This window comes from Streptomyces sp. NEAU-YJ-81 (genome assembly GCF_017592595.1).
Lineage (GTDB): Bacteria > Actinomycetota > Actinomycetes > Streptomycetales > Streptomycetaceae > Streptomyces > Streptomyces hygroscopicus_B.
In genome coordinates, this window is sequence record NZ_JAGFNO010000032.1 from 68,629 (window position 1) to 81,395 (window position 12,767).

The following is a 12,767-nucleotide window of genomic DNA, read 5'->3' on the forward strand; positions in this document are numbered from 1 at the left end:
TTCACGCGGCCCGTATGGTCGAGCCGTATCAGCTGGTAGTGGTCGGCGCGCCCTGGGCCGGTGCGGCCACGGGGGCTTCGGGCCGCTCGTGGATCTCGCTGCGCAGGGTCTCGGCGAGCAGCAGCAGGCAGACCAGCGACACCGAGGCGGAGCCGATCATGAACCAGGCGACCGACGACCCTTTCCCGGTCGCGTCCAGCAGCGCGGTGGTGACGGCGGGAGTCGCGGCGCTGCCCAGGAGCCCCGACAGCATGTAACTCACCGACAGACCCGAATAGCGGACCTTGGTCCCGAACAGCTCGGCCAGGAACGTGGCGATGGGCCCGTAGTTGGCGGCGAACGCCGTCATCAGCAGCAGATAGCCCAGCAGCACCAGGCCGAACTGCCTGGTGTCCATCAGCCAGAACATCGGGAAGGCGACCACCGCTTCGCCGACGATGCCGCCGATGATCACCGGCTTGCGTCCCAGGCGGTCGGAGAGCGCGCCGAACGCGGGGATGAGCCCGATCGCGGCCACGCAGGACAGCAGGGCGACCGTGAGCATCGTGCTGCGGGACAGTCCCAGGGTGTCGGTACCGTAGGTCAGGCCGAACGCGACGAGGATGTTGAACGCCACGCCCGTGGACATGGTGGCGACTCCGCCGAGGATGACCTGCCGCCAGTACCTGCGGAACACCTCGGCCAGCGGCAGCCGCACCTGCGTATCCCTCTGCTTGACCTCCTGGAACGCGGGCGTCTCCGTGGTCCGCGACCGGATGAGCAGCCCGACCAGGACGAGCAGACAGCTGGCCAGGAAGGGAATCCGCCAGCCCCAGGACAGCAGGTCCTTCTCGGGAAGCAGGGCGACGAGCAGGAACGCCGAGTTGGCCAGCAGCGTGCCGATCGGCACGCCGGTCTGCACCAAGGAACCGAAGAATCCGCGCTTGCCCTTCGGCGCGTGCTCGACGCTCATCAGCACCGCTCCGCCCCACTCGCCGCCCAGGGCGAGTCCCTGGATGACCCGCAGGGTCAGCAGCAGGACCGGGGCCCAGACGCCGACACTTCCGTAGGTGGGCAGCAGGCCGATGGCGAAGGTGGCCGCGCCCATCATCGAGAGCGAGATCAGCAGCATCGACTTCCGTCCGAGCCGGTCTCCGAAGTGGCCGAAGACGGCCGCTCCGATCAGCCGGGCGAGGTAGGCGGAGGCGAATGTGCCGAAGGCCAGCAGCGTTCCGACGAGAGGGTCGAACGTCGGGAAGAAGAGCTTGTTGAACGCGATCGCCGATGCCGTGGCGAAGACGAACAGGTCGTACCACTCGACCGCGGTCCCGATGACACTCGCGACCGCTACTTTTCCGACCGGCAGATGGGGGTCTCGTGTCTGCGTCATGACGTCTCCGTGTGCTCCTGGGTCTCGGTGCCGGCCGGGGGACCGAGCGGGCTCCGGTGCGCGGCCATGACGTGCTTGACGCGGGTGTAGTCGTCGAATCCGTAGCGGCTCAGATCGCGGCCGATACCGGACTGCTTGTAGCCGCCGTGCGGCAGTTCGGCGAGGATCACCTGGTGGCAGTTGAGCCAGACGCAGCCGAAGTCCAGCGCGGCGCTGAGCCGCGTGGCGCGCCCCAGATCGGCGGTCCAGACGCTGGAGGCCAGGCCGAAGTCGACGCCGTTGGCCAGCTCCACGGCTTCCGTCTCGGTGTCGAACGGCTGCACCGTGACCACCGGGCCGAAGGTCTCCTGCTGGACCACCGGGTCGTCCTGGCGCACACCGGAGATGACGGTGGGCTCGAAGAAGTAGCCCGGGGGGTCGAGCCGCATGCCGCCGGTCTCGACCACGGCGTGGTCCGGCAGCCCGGCCAGGACGGAGCTCACCCTGTCGGCCTGGGCGGCACTGTTGAGGGGGCCGAAGAACGCCTCCTCGGACGGGGGCCCGGTACGAGTGGCCCGGGCCGCTTCGACGAGCGCCGCGAGCACCGCGTCGTAGGCGGGGCGTTCGACCAGTACCCGGGTGACGGCGGTGCAGTCCTGGCCCGCGTTGAAGAAGGCCGCGTCGGCGAGGGCGCGGGCCGTGCGCTGCGGGTCGACGTCGGCGAAGACGACGGCCGGGGCCTTGCCGCCCAGCTCCAGATGGACGTTCTTGACCTCCGCGGAGGCCGCGGCCATGACCTCGGAGCCGGCCCGGGTCGAGCCGGTGATGGCCACCATGTCGACGCCCTGGTGCCCGGCCAGGGCGCGCCCGGTGTCCCGGTCACCGCATACGACGTTGACGACGCCGGGAGGGAAGACCCGGGCCGCGAGTTCGCCGAGCAGCACCGTGGACCACGGGGTGGTGTCGGAGGGCTTCAGCACGACCGTGTTGCCCGCCGCGAGGGCCGGTCCGAGCTTCCATACGGCCATCATGAAGGGGTAGTTCCAGGGGGTGACCTGGGCGACCACTCCCACCGGCTCGCGGCGGACGTAGGAGGTGTAGCCCTCCTCGTACTCGCCCGCCGCCACGCCCTCCAGGACCCGGGCGGCCCCGGCGAAGAAGCGCAACTGGTCGGCGCCCCGGAGGATTTCGAGGGCTCGGGTGGTCTCGCGCGGCTTGCCGGTGGCGCGTACCTCGGCGTCCAGCAGCCGGTCCGCGTGCTCGGCCACGAGATCGGCGAGGCGCAGCAGCGCCTCCTGACGCTCGCTCGGGGTGGAGCGGCGCCACGAGGTAAAGGCCCGGCGGGCGGCGGCGACGGCGGTGTCCACGTCGTCGGCGCAGGAGCGCGGCGCGGTGCCGTAGACCTCGCCGGTGGCGGGGTCGGTCAGCTCCATGCGCGCGGCCACCATCGCCGGTTCGCCGTCGATGATGTTGTGCAGAGCGAGATCAGACATGCTGGTGCTCCTCGCGGAGGGAGTCGACGGTGACGCCGGGAGCCAGCAGGCCCTCGGTGACCTTCAGTTCGATCAGTGCTGCGGTGCCGGAGGCCAGCGACCGTTCCAGGGCCGCCGGGAACGCGTCGTAGGTGGTGACCGTCTCGCCGTGGGCGCCGAAGGCCCGGGCGAGGGCGGCGAAGTCGGGGTTGACCAGGCCGGTGCCGCTGACCCGCCCCGGGTAGCTCTGCTCCTGGTGCTGGCGGATCGTGCCGTAGGTCGAGTTGTTGAGGACGAGGACGAGCGGGGCCACGCCCTGTGCGACGGCGGTGGCCAGCTCCTGGCCGTTCATCAGGAAGCAGCCGTCACCGGCGACCGAGACCACCTGCCGGCCGGGTTCGGCGATCGCGGCGGCGACGGCGGCGGGGATGCCGTAGCCCATGGAGCCGTTGCGCGGGGCGAGTTGGCGCCAACCGTCGCGGTAGGTGAGGAAGCGCTGCGCCCAGACGGCGTGGTTGCCGGCGCCGAAGGTGACGACGGTGTCGTGGGGCAGCCGCGCGTCCAGGTGGGCGAATACGGCGCCGAGGTCCAGCGGGTCGTCGTCCGGCACCGGGGTACGGAACTCCAGGTGTGCGGCGCGGTCCTGCTTGGTCCGCGGTCCCCAGGGCACCGCGGTGTCGGGGAGCAGACCGCGTACCGCCTCGCCGAATGCCTCGGGGCCGGCGAGCAGGGCGAGGTCGGCCGGGTAGAGCGGGGCGGGCGGCTGCGGTGCGGGCAGAGCCTGGACCAGGCGCGGGCCGGTCCCGTCGGTGGGGAGCAGGGTGAAACCGTCGGTGCATACGTCGCCGGGCGCGGTGCCGACGCAGATCAGCAGGTCGGCCCCGCGTATGCGCTCGGCGACGGCGTCGGCCCGTCCGTAGCCCAGCGCTCCGATGTAGCTCTCGCTGTCGTTGTCGACGAGGTCCTGGCAGCGGAAGTCGACGGTGACGGGCAACGACCACGCCTCGGCCCACTCCCGTACGTCGGCGCGGGCCCGGTCGGTCCAGCGGCTGCCGCCGAGCAGCAGCAGCGGGCGCTCGGCGGCGCCCAGGAGTGCGGTCAGACGGTCGCGCTCGGCGGCGGAGACCGCGCCTGCGGGCACGGGCAGCGGGGCGGCGTCGGGCACCTGGACGGTGTCGGTGAGCATGTCCTCCGGCAGTCCGAGGACGACCGGCCCGGGGCGCCCGCTGCCGGCGATGGCGAAGGCGCGGGCCACGTGTTCGGGGATGCGGGCGGCGTCCTCGATGGTCTCGACCAGCTTGGCGTTGGTGCCGAAGGTGGCGCGCAGATCCAGTTCCTGGAACGAATCGCGGTGGGTGTGGCCGCGCGGTACGAGGCCGATGAAGAGCACGAGCGGGGTGGCGTCCTGGTGTGCGGTGTGCAGGGCGACCAGGGCGTTGGTGGCGCCGGGGCCGCGGGTGGTGAAGCACACGCCGGGGCGGCCGGTGAGCTTGCCGTGGGCCTCGGCCATGTAGGCCGCGCCGCCCTCGTGGCGGCAGACGACCATCCGGACGGGGGCGTCGTGCAGGGCGTCGAGCGCGGCGAGGTAGCTTTCGCCGGGGACGCCGTACACGGTGTCGACGCCGTGCCGGACGAGCTGGTCGATCAGGACCTGCCCGCCGGTGCGGGCGGGGTGCTGCGGTGTCATGCGGTGGCCTTCACGGTTGCGGGATGTTCACGGTGTCCGGGATGGTCCGGGCCGAGACGGCGGTGCAGCGGCGGTCCGGCGACGTAGGAGCCGGTGGCCGTGCAGGCCGCGATGAGGATCAGGAGCAGCGCCACGCCCCACGAGGCGCCGTCGGCGAGGCCGGTCAGCCAGGCGGCGGCCAGCGGGACGAGGCCGCCCAGGACGCCGGCGAGGTTGTAGGACATGGCGACCGCGCTGTAGCGGACGGTGTCGGGGAACATCCCGGTGATGACGGCGCCTATCGCCGCGTACGGGATGGAGATGACGGCGACGCCGAGGGCGACGCCGAGCAACACGAGTCCGGTGTGCCGGGTGTCGATGAGCCAGAAGGTGGGGAAGGCCACGAGCACGGAGGCGACTCCCCCGGCGGCGCACACCTTCCAGGCGCCGACGCGGTCGGCGAGCCGCCCGGCGATCACGATGACGGCGATCTCGGCCACGGCGGCCAGCAGGGTGGCGTTGATCATCACGGACTTGTCGACGCCGAGCTGTTCGGTGCCGTAGGAGATCACGTAGGTCGTCAGCAGGAAGAAGCCGCCGATGCCGAGGAAGGCGGTGGCCACGCCGATGAGCATGCGCCCCCAGGTCCTGCGGAACGCCTCGACCAGCGGGGCGGGCCGGGGACCTTCCCGCTCGGCGTCGGCGTGCATGGCGCGGAAGACCGGGGATTCTTCGATGCGCAGCCGCAGGTAGAGGGCGAAGCCGAGCAGCCCGAAGGCGGCCAGGAACGGGATGCGCCAGCCCCACGAGTAGAACGCGTCGTCGGGCAACATCCCCACCAGGGCGAAGGCGCCACTGGAGAGCAAGGTGCCGACGGGCGAGCCGAGCTGGGGGATGGAGGAGTAGCTGCCGTGCTTCTCCTTGGGGGTGTGTTCCAGGGTGAGCAGCATGGCGCCGCTCCACTCGCCACCGACCGAGATGCCCTGGAGAAAGCGGAGGGCCGCGAGCAGGACGGGTGCCCAGACGCCGATCGCGTCGTAATCGGGGAGCAGTCCGATGCAGCCGGTGGAGGCGCCCATCAGGATGACGGTGATGATGAGCGCCGCCTTGCGGCCGTAGCGGTCGCCGATGTGGCCGAAGACGGCGGCGCCGATGGGCCGGGCCGCGAAGCCGACGGCGAAGGTGACGAAGGAGGCGATGGTCGCGGTGGTCGGGTCGAGGGAGGGGAAGAAGAGCTTGTTGAAGACGAGCGCGGCGGCGGTGCCGTAGAGGAAGTAGTCGTACCACTCCAGGGCGGTGCCGATGAACGCGGCGGACAGCAGGCGTTTGATGTCTGCCGCGCTGGGCCGGGGTGGCGCGGTCGGGGTGGTGCTCACGGGTTCTCCAGGGGACGGCGGTAGCCGGTGGCGGCTACGGGGGACGGAGGAACCGGCCGTGCGGGCGGGCGGTGGGTGGCCGGTGGCCTCGGTGCGAGGGCGGTGCGGCGCCTGCGGGGGTCCCGGGTCAGGCCAGGTGGTGGAGCTGGGCGAGCGGCAGTTCGGTGGCGGCGTCGGTGGCGGTGGGCAGGCCGTCGACGAGGACGGGGGCGGGTTCGCGGGGCACCTCGACGCGCGGGGTGGCGGTGTTGTGGAGCATGTCGGCGCGGGTCAGTCCGCGGGCGCCGCGCACCGCCGCGTAGCGCAAGCCCCCGGGCAGTGCGGCGCGGGCCTTGGTGTCGTCGAGGGCGGCCTGGGCGACGAAGATCCGCGACAGCTGGGACGGTGCGTCGCCGAGCGCACCGAAGTAGGGGCCGTAGGTGCGGGGCTGGGTGAGCCGGGTCGAGCCGGATCCCGAGCCGCGGTTGCCCCAGGCAACGAAGCCGCCCTTGATGACGAGTTCGGGCTTGGTGCCGAACCAGGCCGGGTGCCACAGCACGAGGTCGGCGAGGCGTCCGGGCTGGACGGTGCCCACCTCGTGGGCGAGGCCGTGGGCGATCGCCGGATTGAGGGTGATCTTGGCGAGGTAGCGCAGCACCCGCTCGTTCGCGGGGCGCTCCACTCCGCCCTCCCCCGCGCGCAGCGCCTGGACGTGGGCGAGCTGCCAGGTGCGCCGTACGGTCTCGGCGATCCGGCCCATGCCCATGGAGTCGGAGTTGACGATGCTGATGGCGCCCAGGTCGTGCAGGGCGTTCTCGGCGGCGATGGCGTGGCCGCGGATGCGGCCGCGGGAGATCTCGACATCGCTGTGGACGTGATGGTTCTGCCGGTGCACGGTCATCGTCATCGGGAACAGCTCGCCGACGGTGTTCGCCGTGTACGGGATGGTGGGGGTGGTCGAGGAGGGCAGGATGTTCGGCTCGGAGAGGATCTCCAGCAGATCGGGGTGTCCGCCGCCGCCCTCCACGTGGTAGGCGTGCACGGTGCGGCCGCGGGTGGCGCCGATGGTGTCGCGCAGATAGCCGGATTCGTTCATCGAGTCGGTGTGCAGCGCCACGGGCAGATCCGCGTGTTCCGCGGTGGCCAGGCAGGTGTCGATGATGCGCGGGGTGGCCCCGAAGTCCTCATGGATCTTGAATCCGCCGGCCCCGGCGAGCACCGACTCGTCCAGCAGGGCACGGGAGCTGGAGGAGCCACGGCCGAGGAAGGCCACATTGAGCGGAGTGCCGCGCCAGGAGCTCATCAGGGTGTGCAGATTGTGGGCCGGGTTGCAGCCGATGTCCCAGACCCCGCCGAGTCCCATGCCCACCACCGTGGTCACACCGGAGGCGAGCGCGGCGGGCGCGACCTCGGGCGAGGACAGATGCACATGGCTGTCGACGATGCCCGGGGTGGCGATCAACCCCTCCCCGGTGACCATCGCGGTGTGCGAGTCGATGGCGAAGTCCACCGGCATCAGATCCGGGTTGCCCACTCCGCCGACCGCGACGATCCGGCCGTCCTTGACGCCGATGTCCGTCTTGCGGACACCCAGGACCGGGTCCATCAGCAGCACACTGGAAACCACCAGGTCCAGGGCCGAGGCACGGTCGGAACGCGGGGAGGCCAGCAGCCCGTCGCGGACCGTCTTGCCGCAGCCGCCCAGCAGCTCGTCGCCGGGGGTGCCGTCGTCGGCCTCCACCTCGACCCACAGACAGGTGTCGCCCAGGCGGACACGGTCACCGGTGGTGGGTCCGTAGAGGGCGTTGTACGTACATCGGTCGATCCGTGTCATGCCGACTCCTCCTGTTCATCTCCGTCGTGGCGGGCGGCCACCAGGTCCACCTCACGTTCGATCCCCGGCTCGAAGGCCAGGGCAGTCCCCGCCGGGACGTCCAGCCGCATCCCTGCGGCGGCTTCGCGGTCCAGTTCGAGGGCGGTGTTGGCCTCCGCCAGCGGGTAGTGCGAGGAGAGGTAGACGGTGCGGTCGCCGTTGTTGCGGATCGTCAGCCGCAGCCGGGGTCGCCCGGCGTTGATCGCCACCGGTTCGTCGGCCGTACGTACCGCGCCGGGCGCGGGGCCCTCACCGCCACCCGTGATCGGATTCTCGACCGCCACCAACGAGGTGCCACTCGGGAACAGCGCCTCGACCTGGACCGTGCCGACGAGAGCGGGCACCCCCTCCAGCACGTCGTCCACGGTCAGCAGCGACCGTCCGGCCTCGATCACCTCGTCCAGGCTCGCCCCGTCCCAGGCCGCCTCCAGCACCTCGTCGCAGATGAGGGCGATGGCCTCGGGGGCATTCAGCCGCCGGCCCCGCGCGCGGCGGCGGCGGGCCAGTTCGGCGATGGTGAAGAGCTGGACCCGTTCCAGCTCGCGAGGGGTCAAATGCACTGCGGTGACCTCCTGGACGACGAACCCCGGTGGGTGTCGCCCGAGGTCACACCAGAATCCCGGGGGGATGGCAGCCGGCCAAGGTTGAAATGCATCCGATCCACTGACCAGAATCGTGCACATGCACAATGCGCCGGTTGCCTTCCCTCCCCCTGACCCACGCATCGCCGAGCTCGCCCGGGAGTGTCTGGACGATCTCGACGGGCTGATCGAGCTGTGGATCGACGTGGTGGGCCCCATCCGCCGGAGCTACGCCGACCGCGTGCCGGACACGGACTTCCGGGACTCCGCACGCCACGCGCTGGAGATGCTGCTGCGCACCGTGGCCCAGCTACCCGTGCCCGACCACATCGCCGAGGTGTCCGAACGAGTCGGCACCCGGCGTGCCCGGCAGGGCGTACCGCTGGAGTCCCTGCTGGACGCGGCCCGGCTGGACTTCCGCGTGGTGTGGACGGCCCTGGTGCGGCGCGCCGAGGACCGGAACATGACACATCTGGTGGCCTCCGCGTACTACGTCTGGGAGGCCGTCGAGCGCCATGTCACCGGGATCATGACCGCGTACCAGCGCACGGTGCTGGAGATGGGGCGGCTGGCCGACGACGAGCGCCAGATGTGGTTCGCCCGTCTGATGGAGTGCGACGGCCGCAACCCCACCGTGGTGGGCGACACCGCGCTGGCACTCGGCTTCCAGGTCGGTGGGGAGTACGTGTGCGCCGCGGCCGCCCCGCAGTATGGCGCGGCTCTGCGCCGGGCCGCGGCGGACCTGCGCACCGCGGGTGTCCCGGTGCAGCAGCAGGCCCTCGATTCGGCGGTGGTGCTCGCCGCCCAGTGCGGGCCGCGCACCACGGCCCACACGGTCCTGGGACACCTCGGGGAGACACCGTGTGGCGTGGCGTCCGCCGCCGGCCGGCTGGCCGACGTACCGCGGGCGGTCCGGCTGGCCATCACCACGGCGCGCAGTCTTCCCACGGACGCCCGCGGGCCGAGGTGGCTGCGGGAAAGCTGGCTGGACGTCCTGGTCCACCACACCTCGGATCTCGCACACGACCTCGCCGACGACGTACTCGGCGGACTCGACCGGCCGAACGTCTCCGGCACCGAGAAGGACCGGCTGCTGCGCACCGTGCGCACCCACCTCACCGGGAACGGCTCGATAGCCGACACGGCCGCGGCCGTGTACTGCCACCGCAACACCGTGCAGCACCGATTCACCCGCTTCTGCGAGCTCACCGGCCACGACATCCGCCGCCCGGAGGACGCCGCCTTGATCGCCCTCGCCCTGCGGGCCAGGGACCGGGGCGCCCGGACGGAGGAAACCGGCTGAGCCGAGCGCGAGGCGGGTTGGGTGGCGATGCCGTAGGACGGGCGGCGTCGGAGTTCGCCCGGGAAAGCGGAACTGCCTCCGGCTTGTGGTGCCGGAGGCAGTTCACGACGTGCGGACGGGCCGGGATGCCGTGTGCGGTCAGCCCACGCCGATGGCGTCCAGCATTGCCGCCGCGACGTGATCGGCGGCGTTGCGGTGGCCCCTGGCGTTGGGGTGCACAAGGGCCGGCTGGTCAGGGACGCGGGTGAAGAGCCCTTCCACCCACTTGCCGTTGTCGCAGACGCTGTGGTTCTGGGAGGAGTCGTAGAGGTCGACGAAGCGGGCGGCGTCGTGTGCGCTGGTCGACTTCTCGATGGCCTTGTTGAGGGGCGCCAGGACGTCCTGGCGCAGCCAGTCCAGGTCGCCCCGGGTGATGGGGCCGAACTGTTCCAGGTCGTTGTACCGGCACTTGGAGGTGTCCTCGGGGATGACCGTGGGGTAGCCGACGGTCAGGATCTTCGCGTGCGGGGCACGCTCGTGGAGCACGTTGAGCATCTCGTCGTAGTCCCCGCTCACCTTGTTCAGCCGACTGGGGATGTCGTCGGCCAGGCCGTCCCGGCACGGGGTGCCCACGCCGCCGCTGCCCGCGCCCAGTTGCAGGCACTGGAAGAGGATGTCGGCGAAGCCGAGGGTGTTGCCGCCCGCCCCGACGGTGACCACGTCGGTGCCGGGACGCACCGCTTCGGACTGGGGAGGCACCGGCGGGAACGGGTAGTCCGGGTCTTCGGAGAAGGGCGGGAGGTGCCGGCCGATCGGCTCCTGGGCTCGGAAGGTGACGTCCTCGATGGTGGCGGCGCCGCAGCTGACGTTGGTCAGCTCCAAGAGCGAGCCGAGGTCGCGGTCGATGACCTGCGGGTAGGACTGGTCAGTGCGCTCGCAGCCGTCGCGAGGGACCTCGAAGGTGTCGCCCGCAGCGGGGATGACCCCGGCGGTGTAGGAGTCGCCCAGCGCGACCCACTGGTAGTCCGCCGCCGCGGCGGCGGACTGCGCTCCGGCGAGTTGCACGGGGACGAGGGCGCCTGCGGCGAGAGCTGCCACCGAACCCAGCATGGCCAGACGGGTGCGGAAACGTGTCACGAATCCTCCAGGGATACGACGCGGTGTTGGTGCTGTTGCTGTGACCGAGTGATGGTGACCAACTGCGCTAGATCTCGTGCGGAAAGCCACTGGAGGAGTCGGGCAGTGTCGGGGCTGATACAAAACCCGCACATGCATGAAATCGCAGACGAGCAGCGTGTGGGCCTGAGAACGCGGGAAGGAACGCCAGGTCTGCTGGGAGGCGCGCTGCGGTGCGGGCGGTAGACCGCAGCGGCGCAGGACGCGCCGGCCGGCTCCGCCGCCGCCCCGGACGGGCACTCACTACCACTGGTAGGGCAGGTATTTCCCGTCGAGGGTGATGACGACCCGGTCGCCCGCGGGGTCGGGAACGCGCTGGACGTCGAGCCGGAAGTTGATCGCGCTCATGATGCCGTCGCCGCACTGCTCGTGGATCAGCTCCTTGATCGTCGGCCCGTAGACCTGAACGACCTCGTAGAGCCGGTAGATCGTGGGGTCCACGGGGACGGCCGCTTCCAGGGCTCCGCGGGTCGGCTGGAGCTGGAAGGCAACGGCGGCGTCCTCGCCGAGTTCGAGCAGTGCCGCCGCCGTGGCCGCCTCGTCCTCGCCCATCGGGTGCTGGCCGAGCAGGGCCGCCGTGGTCCAGGCCGGCGGCTTACCGACCGCTTCGGCCAGTTGGGCCCACGTGACCCCGGTCTTCACCTTGGCCTGACGTACGGCTGCGGCGGCTTCCTGCTTGCTGAGCATGTGCATCTCCCTGTACGACGGTGGTCCTGATCGCACGTCACACTGACGCCGCAACCTCCTCGGCCGGAGGCCACCACCCGCGTGAAGCCGGCGAACGTGCACATCGGCAGTGCTGGAGCGGGCCGGGCGGTGGCCTCCGCCGGTCACTGGGTGACCGAGTAGGAGTGGGCGCCGGTTCCGGCCAGGGCGCCCCTGTCGACGATCAGGTACTCGTCGCGGATCGGGCGGTCGGCGAGCCAGGACTCCAGGATCTCGCGGGTGCCGGATGCGTAGCGGGCCTGGGCGGACAGGGAGGACCCGGAGATGTGCGGGGTCATGCCGTGGTGCGGCATGGTGCGCCAGGGGTGGTCGGCGGGTGCGGGCTGCGGATACCAGACATCGCCCGCGTAGCCCGCCAACTGGCCGCTGCGCAGGGCGCGGTCGACGGCGTCCCGGTCGGCGATCTTCGCTCGTGCCGTATTGATGAGGTACGCGCCACGCTTCATCGTGCCGATCAGCTCGTCGCCGAACAGGCCCTCCGTCTCCGGGTGCAGCGGCGCGTTGATCGTGACGACGTCGCAGTGCGGCACCATGTCGGCGGCGCTCTCGTGGAAGACCAGCCCCAGCTCTCGCTCGACGTCCTCGGGAAGCCGGTGCCGGTCGGTGTAGTGCAGCTTCACGTCGAAGGGCGCGAGGCGGCGCAGGACCGCGAGTCCGATGCGCCCGGCGGCCACCGTGCCGACGTGCATGCCCTCCAGGTCGTACGAACGGGCCACGCAGTCCGCGATGTTCCAGCCGCCGTCGAGGGCGATCCGGTGGGAGGGCAGGTAGTCGCGTACGAGGGACAGCGTCATCATCACCACGTGCTCGGCGACGCTGATGCTGTTGGAGTACGTGACCTCCGCGACCGTCACCCCGTGCGCGACTGCCGCGTCGAGGTCGACGTGGTCGGAGCCGATGCCCGCGGTGATGGCGAGCTTGAGGTTTTTGGCGGCGGCGATGCGCTCCGCGGTCAGGTACGCGGGCCAGAACGGCTGGGAGATCACGACGTCCGCGTCGGGCAGTTCGCGGTCGAAGACCGATCCGTCGCCGTCCTTGTCGGAGGTGACCACGAGGGTGTGCCCGGCCTTCTCCAGGAAGTCGCGCAGGCCGAGTTCACCGGAGACGCTGCCGAGCAGGTGGCCGGGGGTGAAGTCGGTCGCCTCGGGGGTGGGGGTCGTCTGGCCACCGGGGTAGTGGCCGATCACGGGGAGGTCGTCACGGGCGTATGTGGTCGGGTATCCGTCGGCGGGGTCGTCGTACAGGACACAGAGAACCTTGGCCATGTCGCGGCTCCTCAACTGCGGTG

General features: G+C 71.2%; 10 protein-coding genes. 1 reads left to right on the forward strand and 9 read right to left on the reverse strand.

What is annotated here, in order from left to right; translation table 11 throughout:
• Positions 1-28: 28 nt before the first annotated feature.
• The 6 genes from J5X86_RS41365 to ureA form a co-directional block, all read right to left on the reverse strand.
• A complete protein-coding gene (locus J5X86_RS41365; protein ID WP_208521785.1) occupies positions 29-1,369 on the reverse strand; it encodes an MFS transporter in 1,341 nt (446 codons plus the stop codon).
• Positions 1,366-2,841: an aminobutyraldehyde dehydrogenase gene (locus J5X86_RS41370; RefSeq protein WP_208521786.1), complete on the reverse strand. Its 1,476-nt coding sequence runs from the start codon at positions 2,839-2,841 to the stop codon at positions 1,366-1,368. Before J5X86_RS41370 ends, J5X86_RS41365 begins: the two co-directional genes overlap by 4 nt.
• Positions 2,834-4,507, reverse strand: coding sequence for a thiamine pyrophosphate-dependent enzyme (locus J5X86_RS41375; protein WP_208521787.1), 1,674 nt, complete (start codon positions 4,505-4,507; stop codon positions 2,834-2,836). Before J5X86_RS41375 ends, J5X86_RS41370 begins: the two co-directional genes overlap by 8 nt.
• Positions 4,504-5,862 carry an MFS transporter gene (locus J5X86_RS41380; RefSeq protein ID WP_208521788.1) on the reverse strand — a complete coding sequence of 453 codons (1,359 nt, stop codon included), beginning with the start codon at positions 5,860-5,862 and terminating at the stop codon, positions 4,504-4,506. Before J5X86_RS41380 ends, J5X86_RS41375 begins: the two co-directional genes overlap by 4 nt.
• A gap of 127 nt (positions 5,863-5,989) precedes the next feature.
• Positions 5,990-7,675 carry an urease subunit alpha gene (locus J5X86_RS41385; RefSeq protein WP_208521789.1) on the reverse strand — a complete coding sequence of 562 codons (1,686 nt, stop codon included), beginning with the start codon at positions 7,673-7,675 and terminating at the stop codon, positions 5,990-5,992.
• Complete coding sequence (gene ureA, locus J5X86_RS41390; protein ID WP_208521790.1) at positions 7,672-8,274, reverse strand: urease subunit gamma; 603 nt, start codon at positions 8,272-8,274, stop codon at positions 7,672-7,674. Before ureA ends, J5X86_RS41385 begins: the two co-directional genes overlap by 4 nt.
• 121 nt (positions 8,275-8,395) lie before the next feature.
• Here ureA and J5X86_RS41395 point away from each other — a divergent pair, with 121 nt between their 5' ends.
• Complete coding sequence (locus J5X86_RS41395; protein WP_208521791.1) at positions 8,396-9,598, forward strand: helix-turn-helix domain-containing protein; 1,203 nt, start codon at positions 8,396-8,398, stop codon at positions 9,596-9,598.
• Between the two features lie 138 nt (positions 9,599-9,736).
• On the opposite strand, the gene J5X86_RS41400 is transcribed toward J5X86_RS41395, so the two are convergent.
• The 3 genes from J5X86_RS41400 to J5X86_RS41410 all read right to left on the reverse strand — a co-directional run bounded on the left by J5X86_RS41400 (position 9,737) and on the right by J5X86_RS41410 (position 12,744).
• Complete coding sequence (locus tag J5X86_RS41400) at positions 9,737-10,714, reverse strand: SGNH/GDSL hydrolase family protein (protein WP_208521792.1); 978 nt, start codon at positions 10,712-10,714, stop codon at positions 9,737-9,739.
• Positions 10,715-10,996: 282 nt separating this feature from the next.
• Complete coding sequence (gene cynS / locus J5X86_RS41405) at positions 10,997-11,440, reverse strand: cyanase (protein WP_208521793.1); 444 nt, start codon at positions 11,438-11,440, stop codon at positions 10,997-10,999.
• A gap of 143 nt (positions 11,441-11,583) precedes the next feature.
• Positions 11,584-12,744 (reverse strand): NAD-dependent formate dehydrogenase, encoded by a 1,161-nt coding sequence (locus J5X86_RS41410; RefSeq protein WP_208521794.1) that lies wholly within the window; start codon positions 12,742-12,744, stop codon positions 11,584-11,586.
• Between the last annotated feature and the right edge of the window lie 23 nt (positions 12,745-12,767).